General features: G+C 63.4%; 22 protein-coding genes and 2 pseudogenes. 18 read left to right on the forward strand and 6 right to left on the reverse strand.

Features of this window, described 5'->3' with window-relative positions:
* Positions 1–122: 122 nt before the first annotated feature.
* Positions 123–2,270, reverse strand: a complete 2,148-nt coding sequence (locus N5J71_RS18160) for a putative bifunctional diguanylate cyclase/phosphodiesterase (protein ID WP_279917365.1) — start codon at positions 2,268–2,270, stop codon at positions 123–125.
* A 430-nt stretch (positions 2,271–2,700) separates the two neighbouring features.
* Positions 2,701–2,868, reverse strand: a pseudogene (locus N5J71_RS18165) (AI-2E family transporter); the annotation flags it as partial.
* A 48-nt stretch (positions 2,869–2,916) separates the two neighbouring features.
* Here N5J71_RS18165 and N5J71_RS18170 point away from each other — a divergent pair.
* Positions 2,917–3,620 (forward strand): annotated as a pseudogene (locus N5J71_RS18170) (class I SAM-dependent methyltransferase).
* A gap of 6 nt (positions 3,621–3,626) precedes the next feature.
* Here the strand turns inward: N5J71_RS18170 and N5J71_RS18175 are convergent.
* Both N5J71_RS18175 and N5J71_RS18180 read right to left on the reverse strand, forming a co-directional pair.
* On the reverse strand, positions 3,627–4,016 hold the full coding sequence (locus tag N5J71_RS18175; RefSeq protein WP_279917366.1) for a GFA family protein: 390 nt from the start codon (positions 4,014–4,016) through the stop codon (positions 3,627–3,629).
* A gap of 143 nt (positions 4,017–4,159) precedes the next feature.
* A complete protein-coding gene (locus N5J71_RS18180; RefSeq protein ID WP_003461909.1) occupies positions 4,160–4,516 on the reverse strand; it encodes a DUF7079 family protein in 357 nt (118 codons plus the stop codon).
* 215 nt (positions 4,517–4,731) lie between these two features.
* Between N5J71_RS18180 and N5J71_RS18185 the strand changes: the two genes are divergently transcribed.
* Positions 4,732–6,435, forward strand: a complete 1,704-nt coding sequence (locus tag N5J71_RS18185) for an amidase (protein ID WP_074860070.1) — start codon at positions 4,732–4,734, stop codon at positions 6,433–6,435.
* 727 nt (positions 6,436–7,162) lie between these two features.
* Here N5J71_RS18185 and gspD read toward each other — a convergent pair.
* Together gspD and N5J71_RS18195 are read right to left on the reverse strand one after the other, a co-directional pair.
* Positions 7,163–9,115, reverse strand: a complete 1,953-nt coding sequence (gene gspD / locus N5J71_RS18190; RefSeq protein WP_279917367.1) for a type II secretion system secretin GspD — start codon at positions 9,113–9,115, stop codon at positions 7,163–7,165.
* A gap of 4 nt (positions 9,116–9,119) precedes the next feature.
* Positions 9,120–9,767, reverse strand: coding sequence for a type II secretion system protein N (locus tag N5J71_RS18195; protein WP_279917368.1), 648 nt, complete (start codon positions 9,765–9,767; stop codon positions 9,120–9,122).
* Between the two features lie 228 nt (positions 9,768–9,995).
* Between N5J71_RS18195 and gspE the strand changes: the two genes are divergently transcribed.
* The 16 genes from gspE to aruF all read left to right on the forward strand — a co-directional run bounded on the left by gspE (position 9,996) and on the right by aruF (position 25,220).
* A complete protein-coding gene (gene gspE / locus N5J71_RS18200) occupies positions 9,996–11,483 on the forward strand; it encodes a type II secretion system ATPase GspE (RefSeq protein WP_279917369.1) in 1,488 nt (495 codons plus the stop codon).
* A 123-nt stretch (positions 11,484–11,606) separates the two neighbouring features.
* Positions 11,607–12,824: a GspF family T2SS innner membrane protein variant XcpS gene (xcpS, locus tag N5J71_RS18205; RefSeq protein WP_072424538.1), complete on the forward strand. Its 1,218-nt coding sequence runs from the start codon at positions 11,607–11,609 to the stop codon at positions 12,822–12,824.
* Positions 12,825–12,827: 3 nt separating this feature from the next.
* Positions 12,828–13,253, forward strand: a complete 426-nt coding sequence (gene gspG, locus N5J71_RS18210) for a type II secretion system major pseudopilin GspG (protein ID WP_279917370.1) — start codon at positions 12,828–12,830, stop codon at positions 13,251–13,253.
* A 91-nt stretch (positions 13,254–13,344) separates the two neighbouring features.
* Positions 13,345–13,854, forward strand: coding sequence for a type II secretion system minor pseudopilin GspH (gene gspH, locus N5J71_RS18215; protein ID WP_279917371.1), 510 nt, complete (start codon positions 13,345–13,347; stop codon positions 13,852–13,854).
* Positions 13,851–14,237 (forward strand): type II secretion system minor pseudopilin GspI, encoded by a 387-nt coding sequence (gspI, locus tag N5J71_RS18220; RefSeq protein ID WP_279917372.1) that lies wholly within the window; start codon positions 13,851–13,853, stop codon positions 14,235–14,237. Before gspH ends, gspI begins: the two co-directional genes overlap by 4 nt.
* A 188-nt stretch (positions 14,238–14,425) precedes the next feature.
* On the forward strand, positions 14,426–15,100 hold the full coding sequence (gene gspJ, locus N5J71_RS18225; protein ID WP_279917373.1) for a type II secretion system minor pseudopilin GspJ: 675 nt from the start codon (positions 14,426–14,428) through the stop codon (positions 15,098–15,100).
* Entirely contained in the window at positions 15,097–16,068 is a 972-nt protein-coding gene (gene gspK / locus N5J71_RS18230) for a type II secretion system minor pseudopilin GspK (protein ID WP_279917374.1), read from the forward strand. The genes gspJ and gspK overlap by 4 nt, the downstream gene beginning before the upstream one ends.
* On the forward strand, positions 16,065–17,204 hold the full coding sequence (gspL, locus tag N5J71_RS18235) for a type II secretion system protein GspL (RefSeq protein ID WP_279917375.1): 1,140 nt from the start codon (positions 16,065–16,067) through the stop codon (positions 17,202–17,204). The genes gspK and gspL overlap by 4 nt, the downstream gene beginning before the upstream one ends.
* Before the next feature lie 5 nt (positions 17,205–17,209).
* Entirely contained in the window at positions 17,210–17,731 is a 522-nt protein-coding gene (locus tag N5J71_RS18240; RefSeq protein ID WP_279917376.1) for a type II secretion system protein M, read from the forward strand.
* A gap of 546 nt (positions 17,732–18,277) precedes the next feature.
* Complete coding sequence (locus N5J71_RS18245) at positions 18,278–19,051, forward strand: ABC transporter substrate-binding protein (protein ID WP_017677554.1); 774 nt, start codon at positions 18,278–18,280, stop codon at positions 19,049–19,051.
* 173 nt (positions 19,052–19,224) lie between these two features.
* A complete protein-coding gene (locus tag N5J71_RS18250) occupies positions 19,225–19,914 on the forward strand; it encodes an ABC transporter permease (RefSeq protein ID WP_084342334.1) in 690 nt (229 codons plus the stop codon).
* Positions 19,911–20,609, forward strand: a complete 699-nt coding sequence (locus tag N5J71_RS18255; RefSeq protein ID WP_279917377.1) for an ABC transporter permease — start codon at positions 19,911–19,913, stop codon at positions 20,607–20,609. Before N5J71_RS18250 ends, N5J71_RS18255 begins: the two co-directional genes overlap by 4 nt.
* A gap of 28 nt (positions 20,610–20,637) precedes the next feature.
* The gene (locus tag N5J71_RS18260; RefSeq protein ID WP_039964810.1) at positions 20,638–21,402 is read left to right on the forward strand and encodes an ABC transporter ATP-binding protein; all 765 of its coding nucleotides are present in this window, start codon (positions 20,638–20,640) and stop codon (positions 21,400–21,402) included.
* A 55-nt stretch (positions 21,403–21,457) separates the two neighbouring features.
* Positions 21,458–22,438, forward strand: a complete 981-nt coding sequence (argR, locus tag N5J71_RS18265; protein ID WP_003461895.1) for a transcriptional regulator ArgR — start codon at positions 21,458–21,460, stop codon at positions 22,436–22,438.
* 419 nt (positions 22,439–22,857) lie between these two features.
* On the forward strand, positions 22,858–24,078 hold the full coding sequence (locus N5J71_RS18270) for an aspartate aminotransferase family protein (protein WP_108234267.1): 1,221 nt from the start codon (positions 22,858–22,860) through the stop codon (positions 24,076–24,078).
* A 125-nt stretch (positions 24,079–24,203) separates the two neighbouring features.
* Positions 24,204–25,220 carry an arginine/ornithine succinyltransferase subunit alpha gene (gene aruF, locus N5J71_RS18275; protein WP_003461891.1) on the forward strand — a complete coding sequence of 339 codons (1,017 nt, stop codon included), beginning with the start codon at positions 24,204–24,206 and terminating at the stop codon, positions 25,218–25,220.
* Positions 25,221–25,232: the final 12 nt, after the last annotated feature.

Genomic DNA, 25,232 nt, shown 5'->3' on the forward strand with positions numbered 1-25,232 from the left:
AGAGCTTGGATCTCAACTGGTCGCGTTGCTCTGGGTTGAGGCTGGAGAGCTGTGCCATCCACCGCGAAAACTGAACCGCTTTCATGATAGATCCCTCATGCTGGGAAAGATCACGATTCAGTTTAGACCACTGCAACAGCTAACTCAGACAGAGCCTTTAAAAAAGCCGCCTGAGATTCGGTTTCAACACCTTCAGCGACCACTGTCAGGCTCAGGTGGTGGGCCATAGCGATAATGCCCTGAATGATTGCGGCATCGTGGCAATCCGTGCCGAGCTCCTGGATAAACGAGCGGTCGATCTTGATCTTGTCTATCGGCAAGCGTTTGAGATAGCTGAGACTGGAAAATCCGGTGCCGAAATCATCGAGCGCAATGCGCACTCCCAAAGCCTTGAGCCGGTGCAATGTGTCGATCGCTTGTTCAGCGTTATGCAGCAAAAGCGATTCGGTGATCTCCAATTCCAACTGCTCACCGCGGAGTCCGTGCTTCTCCAGGATGGTTTGGACAAATTTAACGAAATGACCACGCTGGAAATGGATTGGCGAAATGTTCACAGCCATCGAGATGCCTGTTATGCCTTGTTCGCCTAACTGACGCAGTTGAGCGCAAGCCGTATCGAGTACCCAGAGGCTTAGCGGGATGATCTGGCTGCTGTTCTCTGCCACTGGCACAAATACTGCTGGTGAGATAAATCCTCTTTGCGGATGCTCCCAGCGCAATAGCGCTTCGATCCCGGACACTCGCCCCGTACGCGTCTCTATCTGCGGCTGATAATGCAACTCGAGCGATTCAGTATCGATAGCCTTCTGTAGGTCGTTGCGTAGTCTCGCGTTTTCACAAACGCGCTCATTAAGATCGCTGGTGTACCACTGGAAGTTATTGCGCCCCTGCTGCTTGGCTTTGTACATGGCCATGTCAGCCTGCTGAATGAGCTGCATCGGTGGCTCGGTATAACCATCGCTCAGGGTGATGCCAACGCTTGCGCTCACGTGCAGGTCAATGCCTTGGATGCAGTAGGGCCTGGCTATGCCAGCCATCAGTCGTTCGGCCACAGATACAACGTCGTCATCACGCAGCAGGTTCGGCAGCAGAACGATAAATTCGTCGTCGCCCATGCGCACGATGGTATCGCCGGGACGAACGTGCTGGGCCATACGCTGCGCCACCTCAATCAGCACTTGATCGCCGAAATAGTGCCCAAGCGAATCGTTGATGGATTTGAATCCATCCAGATCGATGCACATTACCGCCATACGACGCTTGTGCCAGCGACTGATGTGACAGCCCTCAATAAGCCGATCTTCAAGAGTCACACGGTTAAGCAAACCTGTCAGGCGATCATGGCAGGCGTTGAAGCTCAACTCGCGCTCGTAGTGCTTCTGCTCACTGATATCCCTGACCACTGCGAATACCCCGACGGTCTCGCCATTGACCCTGATCGGCAGGTTGGAAATGTCCATGGTCAACAACATGTCGCTCGCGTCGCGAAACCGTGCTTCGAAACGTTGGGGTTGTCCGGTGCAGGCTGCAGAGAAATGTCGACCTGCCCGTTGCTGGTCCTCTTCGACCACCAGATTGACGAAGTGAAGACCGATCAGGCCGGCAGTGGTGCATGGCTTGAGCGTCAAACTTGCGGGATTCGCATTCTGGATTCTGCCGGCCAGATCGAGAGCGAACACCGGGTTGGGATTGTAGGTGAACAATGAGCGAAAACGTTGTTCGCTTTCCTCCAGGCTTCGGCCGTCACACTCACGGCGGATCGCAATGGCAGCCAGTTGGGCCGCGCAACCCAGTCGTTGAATCTGCGCCTCGTCCGGCTTATGGGTGCGGTTCTGGTAAAAGGCAAACGTACCTAACACGCGTCCTTGATGGGAGAGCAGGGGCATCGACCAGCAGGAGTGCAGGTTATGCCCCAGGGCCAGACTACGGAAACGCTCCCAGCTTGGGTCAAGCGCGATGTATTCGGTGACCACCAGCTCACGTCGGAACGCAGCGGTACCGCAGGTTCCCTCCTGTGGGCCAATGGCCATTCCATGAATCGCCTGGCTGTATTCAATCGGCAAACCGGGCGCCGCACCGTTAAGCAAACGTTTGCCTTCGGCATCAGCAAGCAGAATTGAACTGAAAATTTCGGGGGACTGTGCGTCCAACATCTGACAAATGGCGCAGAGTATTTCGTCCAGATGACGGTCGGTCGCGATCATGTCGAGGATGTCACGCTGCGACTCGGAAAGTGTCTTGCTGTTAAAGCTCGTGGAACAAGTATTCATGCGGGATCTTGAAGACTCTCGATGTCATCCGATCTTCAGAGAGCCTGAAATGGTGAGCGATCGAGCACTTTCGGCTAGCGCACAGGGAGCCTTTTTATAAGGGCACTGATCCAATCCCAAAAAGACTCAGATTAGCCGCGGAAAACCATATCAGATGCGTCCTCTTTGGCTTCGCTGCTCTCGGTCTCGGTGCGTCAAAAATCGCTTGCGAGGGCAGTAGTTGAGTCGCCAAGCCACCCAACATTACTCGCTGGCGAGACGCTCACAAATCATCGGCGCTGCGGCATACAGGCAGGAGTAGTGGGAAAGCCCCTCCATCCGCTCGATGCGCGCGTTGCTTGGGAGGCGCTCAGCCAGATACGCCGACATAGCGAAAGGCGACCAATTGTCCGCCGTGCCATGCCACAGGCTGACATTTGCCTCGCTTGGCTCAATCCGGCAACCTGACCTTTTTCTTCGCCTCGAACAGATTCCAGTTGGCCACGAATAGTGCCGCCACCAGCGGGCCGATCACGAAGCCGTTCAGACCCAGCAGGGCCAGGCCGCCGAGGGTGGAAATGAGGATCAGGTAGTCGGGCATGCGGGTGTCTTTGCCGATCTGGGATGCTGGAAGGCGTGAGGGCGATCCTTCGAAGGAGGCATGGCCATGCGTTACGAGGAAATCAAGGCGCTGTTCGACCAACAAGCGGCGGGCTACGACAAGCAATGGGCGGGGATGGCGCCGATTCGTGAGGCGCTGTATTTGCTGCTCGATGCGCTGTTCATCGACCTGCCGGCCGACGCGCGGATACTGTGCGTGGGCACCGGCACGGGGGCGGAAATCGCGCACATGGCCGAGGGCTTTCCGGGCTGGCGTTTCACCGCGCTCGACCCGTCCGGGCGATGCTCGATGTGTGCCGTCAGCGCGCGGAGCACGGTGGCTTTGCCCAGCGGTGCGACTTTCACGAGGGCTATCTGGATACGCCGGCGCCTGGGGCGGCCTACGACGGCGCTACCTGCTTTCTGGTGTCGCAGTTTCTGCTCGAACCGGCAGTGCGTAGCGCGTTCTTCGACCAGATCGCGCAGCGCCTGAAACCCGGCGGGCTGCTGGCCAGTGTCGACCTGGCGGCGGATATCCAGTCGCCGGCCTACGAGGTACTGCTGCCTGGCTGGATGACGCTGATGGCTGCGGCCGGGGTCGATGCGCAGATGCTGGAACGTGCGCGTGCAGCCTACGCCCGTGACGTGGCGGTGTTACCGGCGCAGCAGGTGGCTGGCATCATCCAGGCCGCCGGTTTCGATGCGCCGGTGCAGTTTTTCCAGGCCGGGCTGATGCACGGCTGGGTAAGCCGGCGCGCAGCCGATGCTTGAGCGGTTCTACTCGTGACGCGTGCGGCGGTCGCGGTCGCCTGGGTAGTGGCGTTCGAAGGGCAAGGGCAGTAGCCAGGCTTCGCGGCGGATGGCCCAGAGTTCGTAGGTGGGGGTGAACTGGTTCGGTTCGTCCAGCGAGCCGACGTTCACCTCGACTTCATCCCCCGAGCGTGCGAACACCGGCGAGCCGCAGTGCGGGCAGAAGTCGCGGCGGGCGTGCTGGTCGTTTTCGCCCTCTACCTTCACCGCGTCCTGCGGGAATATCGCCGAGGTGTGGAATAGGGCTCCGTGGTGCTTGCAACAGTCCATGCAGTGGCACACGCCGACCCGATAAGGCTGGCCGCTGGTTTCGAAACGCACCTGGCCGCAGAGGCAGCCGCCGGTGAGGTGGGGCATGGCGATGTTCTCCTGTTTCGTGTGCAGGGACTGAGAACATCGCAGGGGATGGTGTGATGCTCGCCAGTTAAGAGCAGTACGATGACTCTGTAGGAGCCCGCTTGCGGGCGATGCTTCTATCAGGATCGCCCGCAAGCGGGCTCCTACGGTTCGAGATCAAGTTCCTGCTCGATCTTCGCCCATTCCGGCTTCAGGGCGCGGCGCAGGTAGGCGATGAAGAGTCGGTCGCGCAGACGGCGCAGGGTGGAGTTCCGTCGCGCTGCCTGGGCTTGCTCGATGGTTGCGCTCAGCCAGGCGCTGTCGAAGCCTGTCCAGATCGGTGGGATGGGCGCGAGCATGTTGGAGTAGCACGCGGGAGCGACGTCCTGGTAGAAGGCGGCTTGTACTGTGGCACGGTCGAAACCTGCCACCTGACGGGCGATGTATCCGTAGTCGACTTCGGTGTCGACGAATACGTCCGATAGCGCCGACCACAGATAAATGCGTTCTTCGCGGGTCATAAGCCTGCTCTGCCCAATGCAGCGTAATCGGTGGCGAGAATGTAATGGCTGGCGCGCATCCTGGCCATTGGCGCGGGCTGCTGCGAAGGCCTGGTGGGATGTATCATCGGGCACATAGTTGCATGACTGAATCTGCCCGTGAGCGTCGACCGTGCAAGCGCTGTTTTCGTATCCGTGGCCGTAGACGCGGCCCGCTATCTGCGAGTGATGACACCATGATCGAGGTAACCGAAGTTTCCATTGCCGAGCTGCGCGCGGCGCTGGAGTCCGGCCGCACTACTGCGGTCGAACTGGTCAAGGCCTATCTGGCGCGTATCGACGCCTACGACGGCGCGGATACGCCGACCCGGCTCAACGCGGTGGTGGTGCGCAATCCCGACGCGCTGAAGGAGGCCGAGGCCTCCGATGCGCGCCGCGCTCGCGGCGAGACGCTGAGCCCGCTCGATGGCATTCCCTACACCGCCAAGGACAGCTACCTGGTCAAGGGCCTGACAGCGGCCTCCGGCAGCCCGGCGTTCAAGGATCTGGTGGCGCAGCGCGATGCCTTCACCGTCGAGCGCCTGCGCGCGGCCGGCGCCATCTGCCTGGGCAAGACCAACATGCCGCCGATGGCCAATGGCGGCATGCAGCGCGGTGTCTATGGCCGCGCCGAAAGCCCGTATAACGCCGATTACCTGACGGCCCCGTTCGCCTCGGGCTCGTCCAATGGTGCCGGCACCGCAACCGCTGCCAGTTTCTCCGCGTTTGGTCTGGCCGAGGAAACCTGGTCCAGCGGGCGTGGCCCGGCCTCGAACAACGGGCTGTGCGCCTACACGCCGTCGCGCGGGGTGATCTCGGTGCGCGGCAACTGGCCGCTGACGCCGACCATGGACGTGGTGGTGCCCTATGCCCGGACCATGGCCGACCTGCTGGAAGTGCTCGATGTGGTGGTGGCCGACGATGCCGACAGCCGCGGCGACCTGTGGCGTTTGCAGCCCTGGGTGCCGATCCCGAAAGCCTCGGAGGTGCGTCCCGCGTCCTACCTGGCGCTGGCGGCCAAGGCCGATGCGCTGAAGGGTAAGCGCCTTGGCGTGCCGAAGATGTTCATCAACAAGGACGAAGCCGCTGGCACCAGCGAGAATCCGGGCATTGGCGGGCCTACCGGCCAGCGCATCCACACCCGGCCGACGGTGATCGCCCTGTGGGAAGCGGCGCGCCAGGCACTGGAAGCGGCCGGCGCCGAGGTGGTGGAAGTCGACTTCCCGCTGGTGTCCAACTGTGAAGGTGATCGCCCCGGTGCGCCGACCGTGTTCAATCGCGGCATCGTCACGCCCGAGTTCCTGCATGACGAGCTGTGGGAGCTGAGCGGCTGGGCATTCGACGATTTCCTGCAGGCCAATGGCGATCCCAAGCTCAATCGTTTAGCCGATGTCGATGGCCCGCAGATCTTCCCGCACGACCCCGGCACCCTGCCGAACCGCGAGGGCGACCTGGCGGCGGGCATGGACGAGTACGTCAATATGGCCAAGCGTGGGATCAAACCCTGGGACCAGATCGCTACGCTGCCCGACGGCCTGCGCGGTCTGGAGCGCACGCGCAAGATCGATCTGGAAGACTGGATGGATCAACTGGGGCTGGATGCGGTGCTGTTCCCCACCGTGGCCGATGTCGGCCCGGCCGATGCCGACGTGAACCCGGCATCTGCCGATATCGCCTGGAGCAACGGTGTGTGGGTGGCCAATGGCAACCTGGCGATTCGTCATCTGGGCGTACCGACCGTCACCGTGCCGATGGGCGTGATGGCTGATATCGGCATGCCGGTGGGCCTGACTTTCGCCGGCCGTGCTTATGATGATTCGGCGTTGCTGCAGCTGGCGGCGGCTTATGAGTCGACCGGCTCCAAGCGCCTGGTGCCGCCGCGTACACCGGCGTTGGGGTGAGTGCCCGCAAGGGCTTTAGGAGCAGCGCCCTCGCTGCGAAAAGGCTTGGCCGGCAGTCGTGTAGGAGCGAGCGTCGCTAGCGAACCGCTTTTCGCGAGCACAGCTCGCTCTACAGAGGCACATCGATCCAGCCCTCTCCCCCGGCCCCTCTCCCGTAAACGGGAGAGGGGAGGCAAGCCGCGCAGGCTCGGTGGGAGGGGCTTCAGCCGCGACTGCTATAGAGCCTGTCGCCGCTGAAGCGCCTCCCACGGTTTGCGGTGCTCCACAATTCAGCGCGTAGGGCGGGTGCAACCCGCCATCGCCATTCTGGCGGGTTGCACCCGTCCTACGATGTATCGTTCACCTGTGAATTGAAGAGGGGAGGCAAGCCGCGCTGGCTCGGTGGGAGGGGCTTCAGCCGCGATTTCTGTAGAGCCTGTCGCCGCTAAAGCGCCTCCCACGGTTTGTGGTGCTCCACAATTCTGCGCGTAGGGCGGGTGCAACCCGCCATCTCCATTCTGGCGGGTTTCACCCGCCCTACGATGTATCGGTCACCTGTGAATTGAAGAGGGGAGGCAAGCCGCGCTGGCTCAGTGGGAGGGGCTTCAGCCGCGACTGCTGTAGAGCCTGTTGCCGCTAAAGCGACTCCCACGGTTTGTGGTGCTCCACAATTCAGCGCGTAGGGCGGGTGCAACCCGCCATTGCCATTGCGGCGGATTACACCCGCCCACGAGATGACGCCCTATCGTTACTGCCGCAAATCCACCGCCGGTGCGCCTTGGCCGTCGAACAGCTGGCTCGGGGTGCTGGGCAGGATGCTGGGGCGGCCGTTGTCCGGGCTGCCGTTGCCGATGATGCGAATGTCGCTGTACTTCTTGCCTGACAGTGCAGCCAGGCCGGCGCCATCGCGGACGATGGTCGGCCGCAGGAAGACCATCAGGTTGCGTTTGATATGAGATTCGCGGGTGGAGCGGAACAGCGCACCGAGCAAAGGAATGTCGCCCAGCAGTGGCACCTTGGAGATGGCCTGGGTGACGTCGTCCTGAATCAGCCCGCCAAGCACGATCACCTGACCGTCGTCGGCGAGGATGGTGCTCTTGATCGAGCGCTTGTTGGTCACCAGATCGACCGCCTGGGCGTTGAGCCCGGTGCTGGGGGCAATGGAGGAGATTTCCTGCTCGATCTCCAGGCGCAGGGTGGCGCCTTCGTTGATGCTTGGCGTGACCTTGAGGGTCACGCCGATGTCCTGGCGTTCGATGGTGGTGAAGGGGTTGCCGGCACCCGAGGCGTCGGTGGTGTAGGAGCCGGTCTGGAAGGGCACGTTCTGCCCGACGAGGATTTCCGCTTTCTGGTTGTCCAGGGTCAGCAGGCTCGGCGTGGACAGCAGGTTGCTCTTGCTGTTGGCCGAGAGTGCGGTGATCAGTGCGCCGAAGCGGTCGCTGCCGATGCCGATGATGGCGCCGTCGGGCAGAGTGAGGTCTTCCGGTATTTCCTCACTTTGCAGGATCTGCAGCACGCTGCCCACCGACAGGCCGGTGCCGGCGAAGTTGACCCCGCCCAGGCCGCCCCTGCCGCCGCTGCCGCTGCGGGCATCCACGGCCCACTGCACACCGAGGGCGTCGGTGATGTCGCCGGACACCTCGACGATGGCTGCTTCGACCATCACCTGGGCGCGCGGTACGTCGAGCTGACGCACGATATCTTCGAGGGTGGCGACCAGATCAGGCTCGGCCAGCATCACCAGGGCGTTGAGGCTCTCGTCGGCGCGGATGAGGATGTTCGACTGTCGGCCAGTGGTTTCGCTGTTTTCCTGATTCTTCAGACCTTCGGAAATCTCGCCGAGGGTTTCGGCCAGGGACTTGGCGTCGTTGTGGCGCAGGCGGATCACTCGCGTATTGGCCGAGCGGCTGGTGGGGCTGTCCAGCGAGCGGGCAAGGTCGGCCAGTTTGGCGCGGGCGTCCGGCGGGCCGAGCAGAATCAGGCGGTTGGTGCGGGCGTCGGCCACCACCTGGGTGGCGCTGGTGCCCTTGGCCTGGCCGCGGGCGATGGCGGTATTGAGCACTTCGGCGGCGTCCATCACCCAGGCGTGCTGCAGGGTCACCACGCTGAAGTCCTGCGCGCCGCTGCGGTCGAGCTGACGCATCAGGTCTTCGATGCGTTCGATGTTGGCGCTGCGGTCGCTGATGATCAGCGCGTTGGACGAGGTGACGGCCGCCAGATGGCCGTATTGCGGTACCAGTGGACGAACCAGCGGGATCAGCTCGGCCACTGGCGCGTGCTGCACCTGGATCAGGCGGGTTTCCAGGCGATCCGGCGCCGGACGGCCGGCATCGGCTTCGGCCTTGGCCTCGGCGTTGGGCACGATGCGCGCCTGATCGCCCTGGGTCAGCACGCTGAAACCGTGGGTGGCCATCACCGAGAGAAACAGTTGATAGACCTCGGACAGCCCCAAAGGCGTGCTGGAGATCACGTTGACCTGGCCCTTCACGCGCGGGTCGACGACGAAGGTCTGCCCGGTGATGCCGGCGACCTGATCGATGAACTCGCGGATGTCGGCGCCCTTGAGGTTGATGGTCCAGCTTTCTTCCTGCTGGTTGGCGCTGGCCGGCACCTGCTCGATCTGCGCGAGCAAGGGCATGGGGGCAGCGGCCAGGCCGGCGGCGAGGAGGGCGAGGGTCAGTCTGCTTCGGAGAACATGCATCGGTTCAGTCGCTTTCCATGAGCTGATCGGCGGGCGTTTCCTCTGGCAGGGTGCCAGAGGCTTCCATCTGTTCGCGCAGGTCTTGCATGCGCTGGCGCAGTTGTTCGAGGTTGTTCTGGTCGAGTTGATCGAGTTGTTCGACCGGGTCGTTGATCGATTCTTCCGCTGGCGTATAGACGCTGTACTGGCCACTCTGCTGACGAGGGAAGGCCAGGCTTTCGCGGCGGCCGTTGCGCAGCAGTTCGACGCGGTCGGCATAGACGGCATCCAGGCGTACGCCGCTGTCCACCTCCATGCCGACGGTGTAACGCTGGGCGCTCTGGCCCTGGCGCTGAACCACCGCGCTGGAGCGTTGCGGGTCACTGTGAACGAAGCTGCCGAGCAGGGTCAGTTGCAGGTTGGTGGCCGGTGGCGGGCCGCTGTCGGCCTCGCGCGGGCTGCCGAACAACTGGGCGATGGGCGCCTGCGCGCGCTGTTGCAGATTTGGCGCAGTCTGACTGAGCGGTTGCTGTACGGGGCCGCGCACCAGGCGCAGCAATTCGGCACTCTGCCAGGCCAGACTCACGCTCAGGGCGATCAGCACGAGCATACCGATCAGGCTCGGGGCATTGTCCTTGATCCGCTGGGAAAGGGCCGAGGTGGACAAAAGCATTACTCCGCAAACGACAGTCTAGTTCTTCTTATGTGCTGGGCGTCGCGCGCTGATCATAGCAGCCTGCGCGAGGTTGGCATCCCCCAAATAGGGTGGGTGTACAGTTACAGACGATGTGTTAAAGATAGTTGAATAAACGCACAAAAAGACCGTCCTAGAGGTAGCCATTGGGTCAAACAGCCAGATTAGGCTGTGCTACCCGAATAAGGTTCTGTTCTAAGGCCACGCATGAACACTTCGTTGCTCGAAATTCCGCTGCGCCGTCTGCCCTTCAGCTTTGCCAAGCGTCATGGTGTGGTGTTCGTGATGCAGGAAGAGCGCGCCAGCCTGGCCCATCGCGCCGATTGTGACCCTGTGGCGCTGGCCGAGGCGCAGCGCTTCGCCGGGCGCCGCCTGCCGCTGCAGGTGTTGAGTGCGCCGGAGTTCGCCCAGGTGCTGGGTGCGGCCTATCAACACGATTCCGCATCGATGCAATTGGCCGAGGACATCGGCGGCAGTTTCGATCTGGCCTCGCTGGCCGATCAGGTGCCGGAAACCGAAGACCTGCTGGAGCAGGAGGACGATGCGCCAATCATCCGCCTGATCAACGCCATCCTGGGTGAAGCGATCAAGGAAAACGCCTCCGACATTCACCTGGAAACCTTCGAGAAGCGCCTGGTAGTGCGCTTTCGCGTTGACGGCATCCTCCGTGAGGTGCTCGAGCCCAAGCGCGAGCTGGCAGCGCTGCTGGTCTCGCGGGTGAAGGTCATGGCGCGGCTGGACATCGCCGAGAAGCGCGTGCCGCAGGACGGGCGCATCTCGCTCAAGGTCGGCGGGCGCGAGGTGGACATTCGTGTGTCCACATTGCCTTCGGCCAACGGCGAGCGGGTGGTGCTGCGTCTGCTCGACAAGCAGGCCGGGCGCCTGTCTCTGCAGCATCTGGGCATGCGCGCCGAGGACCGCAAGCTCATGGAAGAGACGGTGCGCAAGCCGCACGGCATTCTGCTGGTCACCGGCCCCACCGGCTCGGGCAAGACCACCACGCTGTACGCCAGCCTGGTCAGCCTCAACGACCACACGCGCAACATCCTCACTGTCGAAGACCCCATCGAGTACCACCTCGAAGGCATCGGCCAGACCCAGGTCAATACCAAGGTGGACATGACCTTCGCCCGCGGCCTGCGCGCCATCCTGCGCCAGGACCCAGACGTGGTGATGGTCGGCGAGATCCGCGACAAGGAAACCGCCGAGATCGCCGTGCAGGCTTCGCTGACCGGCCACCTGGTGCTGTCGACGCTGCACACCAACAGCGCCATTGGCGCCATTACCCGTCTGGTGGACATGGGCGTGGAGCCCTTTTTGCTGTCGTCATCGCTGCTTGGCGTGCTGGCCCAGCGCCTGGTGCGGGTACTGTGCCCGTCGTGCAAGGAACCCTATGCGGCCGATGAGGCCGAATGCGCGCTGCTCGGTGTGCCGGCCAGTTCGCCGCCGACGCTTTACCACGCCCGTGGTTGCGCCCATTGCCATCAACAGGGCTATCGTGGGCGTACCGGCATCTACGAACTGGTGGTCTTCGATGAAACCATGCGCACTCTGGTGCACAGCCGCGCTTCCGAGCAGGACATGACCCGCCACGCCCGCACCCTGGGCCCGAGCATCCGTGACGATGGCCGGCGCAAGGTGCTGGAAGGAGTGACCACGGTCGAGGAAGTGCTGCGCGTGACGCGAGAGGAATGATGGCGAGTGGGATGTTGGCATTGGCTCTTGTATGCGCGGCTGGGCGGCATTCCGTTGCAGCCGCGAGTCATTGTGAATCGCGGCTGAAGCCGCTCCTACATTTACAGTCGGAGCGATTTGCCGATGGCTGCCTTTGAATATATCGCCCTCGACGGGCGCGGCCGCCAGCAGAAAGGCGTGCTGGAAGCCGACAGCGCGCGCCAGGTACGCCAACTGCTGCGCGAGCGCCAGCTGGCGCCGCTGGAGGTCAAGGCCACGCGCAGCCGCGAGCAGGACAGTGGGCAGGCGCGCCTGGGTTTTGTACGTGGCCTGTCGGCGCGCGACCTGGCGCTGGTCACTCGCCAGTTGGCGACGCTGATCCAGGCGGCGCTGCCCATCGAAGAAGCGCTGCGCGCCGCCGCTGCGCAATCCACCAGTTCGCGTATCCAGGGCATGCTCCTGGCGGTACGCGCCCGCGTGCTGGAAGGTCACAGCCTGGCCGGCAGTCTGAAGGAATTCCCCGCCGCTTTTCCCGAGCTGTACCGCGCCACGGTGGCGGCGGGGGAACATGCCGGGCACCTCGGCCCGGTGCTGGAGCAATTGGCCGACTACACCGAACAGCGCCAGCAGTCGCGGCAGAAGGTGCAACTGGCGTTGCTTTACCCGGTGATCCTGATGTGCGCGTCCTTGCTGATCGTCGGCTTTCTGCTCGGCTACGTGGTGCCGGACGTGGTCAAGGTATTCGTCGACTCGGGGCAGACCCTGCCGGCGCTGACGCGCGGGCTGATCGCCCTGAGCGACTGGGTCAAGGCCTGGGGGCTGGTTGCTCTGGTGGCGCTGATACTGGCGGTCGTCGCCTTGCGTGCAGCCCTGCGTGACGAGGCGTTCAGGCTGCGCTGGCATCGATTTCTGCTGCGCATACCGCTGGTCGGACGGCTGGGGCGTGCCACCGATTGCGCGCGTTTTGCCTCGACCCTGGCGATCCTCACCCGCAGTGGTGTGCCGCTGGTGGAGGCGCTGGCGATTGCCGGCGAGGTGATCGGCAACCGGGTGATCCGTGGCGAGGTGCTGGTGGCGGCGCAGAAGGTGCGCGAAGGTGGCAGCCTGACCCGCTCGCTGGAGGCCACCGGCCAGTTTCCGCCGATGATGTTGCACATGATCGCCAGCGGCGAACGTTCCGGTGAGCTGGATCAGATGTTGGCGCGCACGGCGAAGAATCAGGAGAACGACCTCGGCGCGCAGATCGCTCTGCTGGTCGGCTTGTTCGAGCCTTTCATGCTGGTATTCATGGGGGCAGTGGTGCTGGTGATCGTACTGGCCATCCTGCTGCCTATTCTTTCTTTGAACCAAATGGTGGGATAGCAGGTGAGAAAATCTCAGGCGGGCTTCACGCTCATCGAAATCATGGTCGTGGTGGTGATTCTGGGCATTCTGGCGGCGCTGGTGGTGCCGCAGGTGATGAGCCGGCCGGACCAGGCCAAGGTCACCGCCGCGCAGAACGACATCCGCACCATCGGCGCGTCGCTCGACATGTACAAGCTCGACAACCACAACTACCCCAGTACCCAGCAGGGCCTGGAAGCGCTGGTGAGCAAGCCGAGCGGTAACCCACAAGCGAAGAACTGGAACAAGGACGGCTACCTCAAGCGCCTGCCCATCGATCCGTGGGGCAACCCGTATCAGTACCTGGCGCCTGGAACCAAGGGCGCCTTCGATCTGTATTCGCTTGGCGCCGACGGCAAGCAGGGCGGCAGCGACCTGAACGCCGATATCGGCAACTGGGATCTCTGACCCGACCATGCCGTCGTTCGCCTGTGGGAGCGAGCGTCGCGAGCGAAGCGTTCGACATCGCCCATGTTCGCGAGCAGAGCTCGCTCCTACGTTGAAGGCGCAGCGCGGCTTCACCCTGATCGAACTGCTGGTGGTGCTGGTCATTCTCGGCAGCCTGATCGGTCTGGCAGTACTCAGCACCGGCATCGCCGGGCCGGCGCGCGAGCTGCGCAGCGAGGCCGAACGCCTGAGTGGGTTGATCGGTGTGCTGGTCGACGAGGCGGTGCTGGACAATCGCGAATATGGCTTGAGCTTTACCCGCGACGGTTACCGGGTGCTGCGCTACGACCCGCAGCGCGGCGAGTGGCAGGCACTGGATCGTCAGGCCCATCGCCTGCCGGAATGGGCCGAGCTGGCGTTCGAGGTCGATGGCGAGGCCTTGAGCCTAACAGCCGATGCCAGTGCTGATACGCCACAGTTACTGATCCTCTCCAGCGGTGAGATGACGCCCTTTCGACTGCTCCTGGCGGAGCGGCAGCGTGACGGCCTGCGCCTGCAACTATCCAGCGATGGCTTCGGTCTGCCGCGTGTCGAGGAGCTGGGCACGGGGCGCGCCAGATGAGATCAGCGCACGGCTTTACCCTGCTCGAGGTGCTGGTAGCCCTGGCCATCTTCGCCCTGATTGCCGCCAGCGTGCTGACTGCCAGCGCACGCAGCGTGCGCACGGCCAGCCAGCTTGAGAACAAGACCCTGGCCATGTGGGTGGCGGACAACCGACTGACCGAGCTGCAACTGGCCGACACGCCACCGGCTGATGGCCGCGACCAGGGCCAGGTGGAGTTCGCCGGCCGTCGCTGGTCGTGGCAGAGCGAAATCCAGGCCACCAGCGAGCCGGCCATGCGTCGTGTGACGTTGTGGGTCGCCGCCGAGGAGCGGGGCGCTTCGGGCGATCTGCGCGAGCGGGCGCAGGTCACACTGAGCGGTTTCCTGGGGGCGCCGCAGTGATCTGCCTCCCTCGTAGGAGCGAGCTCTGCTCGCGAATCCGTGGCGACGCCATTTCGCTCGCGACGCTCGCTCCAGCCCGTAGGGTGGGCCGGGCGGCGCTCCGCTTCAGCCCACCAACAGCGGCCAGCCTTGGTGGGCTAAAGCCCACCCTACCAACTGGTGACCCTCAGCGGTTTCCTGGGGGCGCCATGATGTGTGGGAGCGCTCAGCGCGGCTTTACCCTGCTCGAGCTGCTGATTGCCATCGCCATCTTCGCTCTGCTCGGGTTGGCCACTTACCGCATGCTCGACAGCGTGCTCAGCGCCGATGCCGTCACCCGCGAGCACGAGCGTCAGTTGCGCGAGTTGACCCGCGCCCTGTCAGCCTTCGAGCGCGACCTACGCCAGGTCACGGTACGGCCGATTCGCGATGCTTTCGGTGATGCCCAGCCAGCGCTGCACGGCGATCTGGCTGATGCCACGGCGCTGGAGCTGAGTCGCGTCGGCTGGCGCAACCCGCTCGGCCAAGCGCGTGCCGAGGTACAGCGGGTGCGTTGGCAGCTCAGTGGCGAGCAGTGGCAGCGGCGTTACTGGCGCGTGCTGGATCGCGCACAGGACAGCACGCCGCAGATCCAGCAGGCTCTCGATGGCGTCGAGTCATTGAGCCTGCGTTATCTGGACAAGGACGGCCAGTGGCAGCCTGACTGGCCGCCAGCCAATGCCTCTGGCGACGGTTTGCTCACCGAGCTGCCGCGCGCTGTGGAACTGCGCCTGCAGCATCGCCGCTATGGCGAACTGCGCCGTCTGCTGCGCCTGCCCGATCTGCCGGCGCAGAACGCTGCCGGCGCGCCGCCAGGGGATTCTAACGAGGTGCCGCAGTCATGAAGCGGCAGAATGGGGTGGCGTTGATCACCGTGCTGCTGGTGGTCGCCGTGGTCACGGTGGTGTGTGCCGGGCTGATCGCCCGTCAGCAGCTGTCGATCCGCAGCAGCGCCAACCAGTTGCACGTGACCCAGGCCTGGCACTACGCCCTGGGCGGCGAGACGCTGGCCAAGGCGGTACTCGAGCGCGATCTGCGCCGGGGCGATCCACGTCAGCCGGTTGATCACCTGCTGGAACCTTGGGCCAGGCCGCTGACGTTCCCGCTGGATGAAGGCGGCGAGCTACGGGTACGCATCGTCGACCCCAACGGCCGCTTCAACCTCAACAGCCTGGTGCGCCAGGGCCGGCCCAACGAGCTGGCGGTGCTGCGCCTGCGCCGCCTGCTGTTGCGTCTGGGCATCGATAAACCCTATGCCGAGCGCTTGCTGGACTGGCTCGATAGCGACAGTGAGTTGCAGGGCGGCAATGGCGCCGAGGACGGCCAGTACCTGCTGGCGACACCGCCTTATCGCACGGCCAATCGCGAGATCACCGACGTGTCTGAACTGCGCCTGCTGCTGGAGATGGAAGAGGCCGACTATCGCCGCCTGCAGCCTTTCGTCAGTGCGCTGCCGAGCGAGGCGTTGCTTAACGTCAACACCGCCAGCGCGCTGGTGCTCTCCAGCCTGTCCGATGGACTGACGCCGGATGCGGCCCTGGCATTGATCGCCGGGCGTGGTGACGAGGGGTATCTCAGCCCGGCCGCTTTCGCCGCTCAGCCTGCGCTCGCCGGGTTGGGCGAGCAGGTGGTGCAGGGGTTGGCGGTCGGCAGCCAGTATTTCGAGGTGTTCAGCGAGGTGAACCTGGGTGAACGCCGGGTGGTATTGCGTAGCCTGCTGCAGCGCAGCAATGATGGCCAGGTCAGTGTCCTGGCGCGTGATCTGGGGCAGGGCGGCATGCCGCCACGGCCCATCGAGGAAGAACAAGAATGAACCCGTTATGGATTTTTCTGCCGCCTGAGGCGTGTCACGCGCTCTCAGCGGATCTACCCGTGCAGCGCGTCACGGCAGACGGCAGTCGCACGCTCGGTCTGGCCGAGGCCCTGGCCGATTTGCCGGCACACTGGGAACTGGTGCTGCCGGTTGAGGCGGTCACCGCCTGCGCCGTGCAACTGCCGACGCAGAAGGCGCGCTGGATGCGCCAGGCGCTGCCGTTCGCGGCGGAGGAACTGCTGGCCGAAGATGTCGAGTTGATGCACCTGGCGCTGGGTGAGCAACTGGCCGATGGCCGTCACCGCGTCTATGCGCTGCGCGCCAGTTGGCTGCGCGAGTGCCTGGCCCTGTGCGCGGCGCAACCGCCGCAGGCGATTCGCGTCGATGCCGATCTGCTGCCACGCCAGGGCAGTCAGCTGCTCTGGTTGCAGTCGCGCTGGTTGCTCGGTGGCGAGGCGCCCTGGCGCCTGGCTTTGCAGACTGAGGACTGGCCAGCGCTGGCAGGCCGTTGTCCATCGGCATGCATCGCCAGTGCGCCAGCTGGGCAGGTGCTGCCCGAGCCGGTGGATGAGGTGCATCTGCTGGAGGACGCGCATCAATGGCTGGTGCGTCAGGGCAATGGCGTCGATCTGGCTCAGGGGGAGTTCGCCCTGCGCCAGAGTGGCGACAGCTGGCGGCGTTGGCGCCCGCTGGCGGGGGTGTTGGCACTGTGCCTCGTGCTGCAGTGGGGCTTCAATTTCGCGCAGGGCTGGTACCTGCAGCGCGAAGCCGATGCTTATGCCGCGTCCAGCGAGGCGCTGTACCGCGAGTTGTTTCCTCAGGACAGCAAGCTGATCAACCTGCGTGCGCAGTTCGATCAACATCTGGCGCAGTCCACGGGCGGCGATAGTCCGGTGCTGGGCCTGCTGGCCGAAGTAGCGGCGGCGCTGCAGGCCGATGGCGCAGCGCTGGTGCAGGTCAATCAGCTCGATTACAGCGCGACTCGTGGCGATCTGTCGTTGCAATTGCAGGCGCCGGGTTTTGCCGAGCTGGAGCGTTTGCGTGAGCGTCTGGAGGAATCCGGCCTGTCGGTGCAGATGGGCTCGGCCAGCCGTGAAGCCGAGGGCGTCAGTGCACGCGTGGTGATAGGAGGATGATGGGCATGTCGAGGACGGGTTTGAGCGAAAGTCTGCAACTGCACTGGCAGCGCTCACCGCTGGCGCAACGCTGGCAAACGCTGCCGGCACGTGATCGTCTGGCACTCGTGGCGCTGAGCGTTTTCCTGCTGTTGGTGCTGTTCTATCTGGCGTTGTGGCAGCCGGTGCAGCGTCAGGCTCAGGCCGCGCGTGCCGCGTTCGAAGAGCAGCGCGCCCTGTACGCCTATATGCAGAGCCGCGCGCCACAGGTGCAGGGGCGCGACCTGCAGCCACGCGCCAGCCTCGACCCGGCGCGCCTGCAGGGGGTGGTCACGGCGAGTGCGGCGCAGCAGGGGCTGGTGATCGAGCGTCTGGATACCGAGGGTTTTGGTGCGGTGCAGGTCAACCTGCAGCCGGTGGCGTTCGCTCAGTTGCTGCGCTGGATTCAGGCGCTGGAAGAGCAGGGCGTGCGCGTTGAGGAAGCCGGGCTGGCCCGCGCCGAGGAAAACCATGTGATAGCGCGGCTTAGCTTGCGTGTGGGTGAGTGACTCGTGCGCTATTGATCGTCACTCCCGCGAAGGCGGGAGCCCAGGTGTTGCGTAACGCCTGGTTTCTCGCCTTCGCGGGAATGACGGCTACTCCAGTGCTTGGTCGTGTACCGATGCGCACCCTGCGATTTGCATGGCGCCGCGGTAACAGCGCGCACCCGATTGGGCGGTTAGGGAACGTCGCTGCCCTGATAAGGTGCCGTCAGTGGCGCCATGGAAAACCACGAAGTGGCTCCAACGCCCATGTTTCGGGCGTTATATGGTTTATGGCCTGAGTATTGCTGTAGATATCTGTTTGGCCTCTTCTGCTTGATCACTCCTTTTGCGGGCTGTCAATATCTGCCGCCGTCACTTCCTGTGCTTCTGTAATTAGTTGTCGCATTGAGGAAATATCGCCTCATTGCCTGCCGCTAGAATGCCGCACACCCAGCCAAGGCCCCTTTGTCGCTCGTCCACCACGACAGCGCAGCACCGCCTTCTACAATCCATAAAAGGCCCGGGCCCCTCACTGCCATCGATGTCATACCCAATTCGAAGGAGCAAAGAATGAAGAAGATCGCACTGCTTGGCGCCCTGGCGCTATCCCTGATGTCGCCCCTGGCCATGGCCGAGAAGCCGCTGCGCATTGGCATCGAGGCGGCCTACCCGCCCTTCGCATTCAAGACTCCCGATGGCCAGATTGCCGGCTTCGACTACGACATCGGCAACGCCCTGTGCGAAGAGATGAAGGTCGAGTGCAAGTGGATCGAACAGGAGTTCGATGGCCTGATCCCGGCCCTGAAAGTGCGCAAGTTCGACGCCGTGCTGTCTTCCATGTCGATCACCGAAGACCGCAAGAAGTCCGTGGACTTCACTGGCAAGTACTACGCCACCCCGGCCAAGCTGGCGATGAAGGCTGGTACCGAGATCAAGGACCCGCTGGTCGACCTGAAAGGCAAGAAGATCGGCGTGCAGCGCTCGTCCGTGTATGACCGCTACGCCACCGACATCTTCGCCCCGGCTGGCGCTGAAGTCGTGCGCTACAGCTCGCAGAACGAAGTGTTCCTGGACATGCAGTCCGGCCGCCTGGACGCCACCCTGGCCGATTCGGTGAACATCGATGACGGTTTCCTCAAGACCGACGCAGGCAAGGGCTTCGCGTTCGCCGGCCCGGACTTCACTGACGTGAAGTACTTCGGCGAAGGTCAGGGCATCGCCGTGCGCAAGGGTGACAAGGCGCTGGCCGACAAGATCAGCGCCGCTATCCTGGCCATCCGCGCCAACGGCAAATACAAGGAAGTGCAGGACAAGTACTTCGACTTCGACGTTTACGGCGAGTAAGCGTCCCAGATAGATGAAGTGGCACTAACCTTTTTGAGGTTGTGCCACTTTTTTCTTGGTTCTGCGGGGTCGTTAAATACCAATTCGGGTATTCAACCTGCGACCCGTCGCGTGAGCGACATGAATTTTCTTTGTGCTAGGCGGCGCCTGGGGTGCCTGAGAGGTATTAGCGCATGCTTCAAGGCTACGGCTCGACCATTCTCGATGGTGCCTGGCTCACTCTGCTTCTGGCGCTGACGTCGATGGCAGTGGCGATCTGCCTCGGCCTGCTGGGTGCGGCCTTTCGTCTGTCACCGGTGCGTTGGCTGGCGGCGTTGGGTGATACCTATGCCACGGTGATTCGTGGCATCCCTGATCTGGTGCTGATTCTGCTGATCTTCTACGGCGGCCAGGACATGGTGAACCGCATCGCGCCCATGGTCGGCTATGACGATTACATCGACATCAACCCCTTCGTCGCCGGCGTGTTCACCATGGGCTTCATCTTCGGGGCCTACCTGTCGGAAACCTTCCGCGGTGCCTTCATGGCGATCCCCAAGGGGCAGGCGGAAGCTGGCGCGGCTTATGGCATGAGCGGGATGCAGGTGTTCTTCCGCATTCTCGTGCCGCAGATGATCCGTTTCGCCATTCCCGGTTTCACCAACAACTGGCTGGTGTTGACCAAGGCCACCGCGCTGATTTCCGTAGTCGGCCTGCAGGACATGATGTTCAAGGCCAAGAGCGCGGCCGACGCGACGCGTGAGCCGTTCACCTTCTACCTGGCGGTGGCGGGGCTGTATCTGGTGCTGACCAGCGTTTCCTTGCTGGCGCTGCGTTTCCTCGAGAAGCGCTACTCGGTAGGTGCCAAGGTGGCTGACCTATGATCTTCGACTATCAAATGATCTGGGAGAACCTGCCGCTGTACTGGGGCGGCGTGCTGGTCACCGTGAAAATCCTGCTGATCTCCCTGGCGTTCGGCCTCAGCCTGGCGCTACCACTGGCACTGATGCGGGTGTCGAAATCGCCCTGGGTCAACTTCCCGGCCTGGCTCTATACCTACGTGATTCGCGGCACGCCGATGCTGGTGCAGCTGTTTCTGATCTATTACGGGCTGGCCCAGTTCGAGTTCATCCGTGACAGCTTCATGTGGCCGTATTTCTCCAGCGCGACTTTCTGCGCCTGCCTGGCGTTTGCCATCAACACCAGCGCCTACACTGCGGAAATCCTCGCTGGCAGCCTCAAGGCCACGCCGCCGGGTGAGATCGAGGCGGCCAAGGCCATGGGCATGTCGCGAGCCAAGCTGTACCGGCGCATCCTGCTGCCGTCCGCGCTGCGCCGTGCGCTGCCGCAGTACAGCAATGAAGTGATCATGATGCTGCACACCACCTCCCTGGCGTCGATCGTGACCCTGATCGACATCACTGGCGCGGCGCGTATCGTCAGTTCGCAGTACTACATGCCGTTCGAAGCCTTCATCACCGCCGGCCTGTTCTATCTGGCGTTGACCTTCATCCTGGTGCGCCTGTTCAAGCTGGCCGAACGCCGCTGGCTGGTCTACATGGCCCCGCGCAAGGGCTGATGCCATGACGATTCAAGAGAACCCGAACATGTACAAACTCGAAGTTCAGGACCTGCACAAGCGCTACGGCAGCCATGAAGTGATCAAGGGTGTGTCGATGGCGGCCAAGGCTGGCGATGTGATCAGCATCATCGGCTCCAGCGGCTCGGGCAAGAGCACCTTCCTGCGCTGCCTGAACCTGCTCGAGCAGCCGCATGCCGGCAAGATTCTGCTCAACAACGAAGAGCTGAAGCTGGTGCCGGCCAAGGACGGTTCGCTGCGCGCCGCCGATGCCAAACAGCTGCAGCGCATGCGCTCGCGCCTGGCCATGGTGTTCCAGCACTTCAATCTGTGGTCGCACATGAGCGCCCAGGAGAACGTGATGGAAGCGCCGGTGCACGTGCTCGGCATGAGCAAGGCTGAAGCCCGCGACAAGGCTGAACATTACCTGGCCAAGGTCGGCGTCGCGCACCGCAAGGACGCCTACCCCGCGCACATGAGTGGTGGTGAGCAGCAGCGCGTGGCCATCGCCCGTGCCCTGGCCATGGAGCCGGAGGTGATGCTGTTCGATGAACCGACTTCGGCGCTCGACCCCGAGCTGGTCGGCGAAGTGCTTAAGGTAATGCAGGACCTGGCCACCGAAGGTCGCACCATGGTGGTGGTGACCCACGAAATGGGTTTTGCTCGCGAGGTGTCGAATCAGCTGGTGTTCCTGCACAAGGGATTGGTCGAGGAGCGCGGTTGCCCGAAGGAAGTGCTGGCCAATCCGCAATCCGAACGACTGCAGCAGTTCCTTTCCGGCAGTCTCAAATAATAAGAAGCTAGACTTCGCACTTAACTGGTGCGTTGAGCCCACTGAATAGACACTAATGACTCCCCATCGAATCGGCTTTTTGTACTGGCCCGGCACCAAAGCCCTGACCCTGTCCCTGGCGGAGGAGGCCCTGCGTGTCGCCCAGCGCGTGCATCCGGAAGTGCTGTACGAGCTGGTGTTCCTCCAGGCCGAGCCGCTGGCGGCCGGTGATTGGCGTCTGCCGGGCGAGCCCTGGGCCGGGCATCTGGAAGGGTTGGACAAGCTGTTCCTGCTCGCCGATGCGCCGCCAGCGCAGGTGTCTGCGGGGCTGGCGGCGGCGCTCAAGCAGCAGGTGCGCAGTGGTTGCGTGATCGGCGGGCTGTCTGCCGGGGTCTATCCGCTGGCTCAGCTTGGTTTGCTCGATGGTTATCGCGCGGCAGTGCACTGGCGCTGGCAGGACGATTTCGCCGAGCGTTTCCCCAAGGTCATCGCCACCAGCCATCTGTTCGATTGGGATCGCGACCGGCTGACTGCCTGTGGTGGTTTGGCCGTGCTCGATCTGCTGCTGGCGGTGCTGGCGCGCGACCACGGCGCCGAGCTGGCCGGTGCGGTGAGCGAGGAATTGGTGGTCGAGCGCATTCGTGAGGGTGGTGAGCGCCAGCGCATTCCGCTGCAGAATCGCCTCGGTTCCAGCCATCCGAAGCTGACCCAGGCCGTGCTGCTGATGGAAGCCAACATCGAGGAGCCGCTGACCACCGACGAGATCGCCCAGCATGTGTGCGTGTCGCGTCGTCAGCTGGAGCGCATCTTCAAGCAGTACCTCAATCGCGTGCCCAGCCAGTATTACCTGGAGCTGCGCTTGAGCAAGGCGCGCCAGCTGCTGATGCAGACCAGCAAGTCGATCATCCAGATCGGCCTGTCCTGCGGATTTTCCTCGGGGCCGCATTTCTCCAGTGCCTACCGCAACTTCTTCGGCGCCACGCCGCGCGATGACCGCAACCAGCGCCGCAGCAACAGCCCCTTCGAGTTGACCTCGACGTCAGTCGAGCGGGGCTGAGGCGGCGTCTTCTACAAGCTTGTCTCCCCTCTCCCGCTTGCGGGAGAGGGGCGGGGGAGAGGGGCTGTCCGACACTCCGAGTTGCCTGAACCACCCTCTCCCCAGCCCTCTCCCATAAATGGGAGAGGGAGTAGATCGTGCATGGTTACGCAAGCAGGACTTTCGATACCGACCGGTCAGCCTGCGGAGATTTTTTCCTGTGGCGTGCTCCGGGCGGCGATCTGCGATTAAACTGCGCCTTTCCGACGCTTTCTGTCGCTTGGACGAAAACCCGCGGAAAACCTGGGGTGGCGCTATAAGAAGTTGTCGCATGGCGACAATGCCGGCCCCGATTCAGTCCCTACAATCCTTGCATTCCCTGTCGTTTCGGGCGCTTTGCCGCCTGCCAGCGGCCGGTATTTCTCATCAGGAGAGCTTTGATGTCCGTTCAGCACGATGCGGTGCAACGCGCCGATTTCGATCAGTTCATGGTCCCCAACTACGCCCCAGCTGCCTTCGTACCTGTGCGCGGCCTGGGTTCGCGAGTCTGGGATCAGAGCGGTCGAGAGCTGATCGACTTCGCCGGCGGCATCGCCGTCAACGTGCTTGGCCACTGCCACCCGGCACTGGTCGCGGCGCTGACCAAGCAGGCCAATACCCTGTGGCACATCTCCAACGTGTTCACCAACGAGCCGGCCCTGCGTCTGGGCAAGAAGCTGGTCGAAGCGACCTTCGCCGAGCGCGTGTTCTTCTGCAACTCCGGCGCCGAGGCCAACGAGGCCGCGTTCAAGCTGGCGCGTCGTGTTGCCCATGACCGCTTCGGCCCGGAAAAGCACGAGATCATCGCGGCCACCAACAGCTTCCACGGCCGCACTCTGTTCACCGTCAGCGTTGGCGGTCAGCCGAAATACTCCGACGGTTTCGGGCCGAAGATCCAGGGCATCACCCATGTGCCGTACAACGATCTGGACGCGCTGAAAGCCGCCATTTCCGACAAGACCTGCGCCGTGGTGCTGGAACCCGTGCAGGGCGAGGGCGGCGTGCTGCCCGCCGACAAGGCCTATCTTGAAGGCGCCCGCGAGCTGTGCAACGCGCACAATGCGCTGCTGGTGTTCGATGAAGTACAAAGCGGCATGGGCCGTACCGGCGAGCTGTTCGCTTATATGAATTACGGCGTGGTGCCGGACATTCTCTCCAGCGCCAAGAGCCTGGGCGGTGGTTTCCCCATCGCGGCGATGCTCACCACCACTGACCTGGCCAAGCACTTCTCGCCCGGCACCCACGGCACCACCTACGGCGGCAACCCGCTGGCCTGTGCAGTCGGTGAGGCAGTGCTGGATATCGTCAACACCCGCCAGACCCTGGACGGTGTGAAGACCAAGAGCGAGCAGTTCAAGACGCGCCTGCTGGCTCTGGGCAAGCAGTACGGTCTGTTCGAGCAGGTACGTGGCATGGGTCTGCTGCTCGGCTGCGTACTCCACGAGGCGTGGATGGGCAAGGCCAAGCAGGTGCTCGACGCTGCCACGGCTGAGGGACTGATGATTCTGCAGGCCGGCCCGGACGTGGTGCGATTCGCCCCGAGCCTGGTGGTCGAAGATGCCGATATCGACGAAGGCCTGGCGCGCTTCGAGCGTGCGCTGAGCAAACTGACGGCCGCCTGAGTCCTTGCTGACTGACTGTGGGAGGGGCTTTAGCCGCGACAATCGCCGCTGAAGCGCCTCCCACGGTTGTTCGCCTGACCCTGGCTGCGAGTCCTATAGATTCCGTGTTTTAGAAGGAGTGACCCATGCTGGTGATGCGCCCTGCGCAAATGGCGGACCTGGCTGAAGTGCAGCGACTGGCTGCTGACAGCCCGGTAGGTGTCACTTCATTGCCGGACGATGCAGACCGGCTGGGCGACAAGATCGCCGCCTCGGATGCGTCGTTCGCCGCCGAAGTCAGTTTCAATGGCGAGGAAAGCTACTTCTTCGTCCTCGAGGACACCGAGAGCGGTCGACTGGTCGGCTGCTCCGGCATTGTTGCCTCGGCTGGCTATTCCGAGCCGTTCTACAGCTTTCGCAACGAAACCTTCGTGCACCACTCGCGTGAGCTGAAGATTCACAACAAGATTCATGTGCTGTCGCTGTGTCACGACCTGACCGGCAATAGCCTGCTCACCAGCTTCTATGTCGAACGCCCGCTGGTCAGCAGCGCGTTCGCCGAGCTCAATTCGCGTGGGCGCCTGTTGTTCATGGCCGGGCACCCGGAGCGCTTCGCCGACGCGGTCGTGGTGGAGATCGTCGGCCACAGTGACGAGAACGGTGATTCGCCGTTCTGGGATGCGCTGGGGCGCAACTTCTTCGACATGACCTACGCCGAGGCCGAGCGCCTGTGCGGCCTCAAGAGCCGCACCTTCCTCGCCGAGCTGATGCCGCATTACCCGATCTACGTGCCGCTGCTCTCGGATGAGGCGCAGGAGGCCATGGGGCAGGTGCACCCGCGTGCGCAGATCACCTTCGACATCCTCATGCGCGAAGGCTTCGAGACCGACCATTACATCGACATCTTCGACGGTGGCCCGACCCTGCATGCGCGCACGTCGGGCATTCGCAGCATCGCGCAGAGCCGCCTGGTGCCGGTGAAGATCGGCGAGGCCGAGGCGGGCGGGCGCCAGTATCTGGTGAGCAACGGCCAACTGCAGGATTTCCGCGCCATCGTCGCCGACCTCGACTGGGTGCCGGGCAAGCCTGTGGTGCTCAGCGCACAGGCGGCCGAGGCCCTGGGTGTCGGTGAGGGCGCCAGCGTCAGGTTGGTAGCGGTTTAACAGGCTCGCTCC

It is taken from the genome of Ectopseudomonas oleovorans, assembly GCF_029845265.1.
Taxonomy (GTDB): domain Bacteria; phylum Pseudomonadota; class Gammaproteobacteria; order Pseudomonadales; family Pseudomonadaceae; genus Aquipseudomonas; species Aquipseudomonas oleovorans.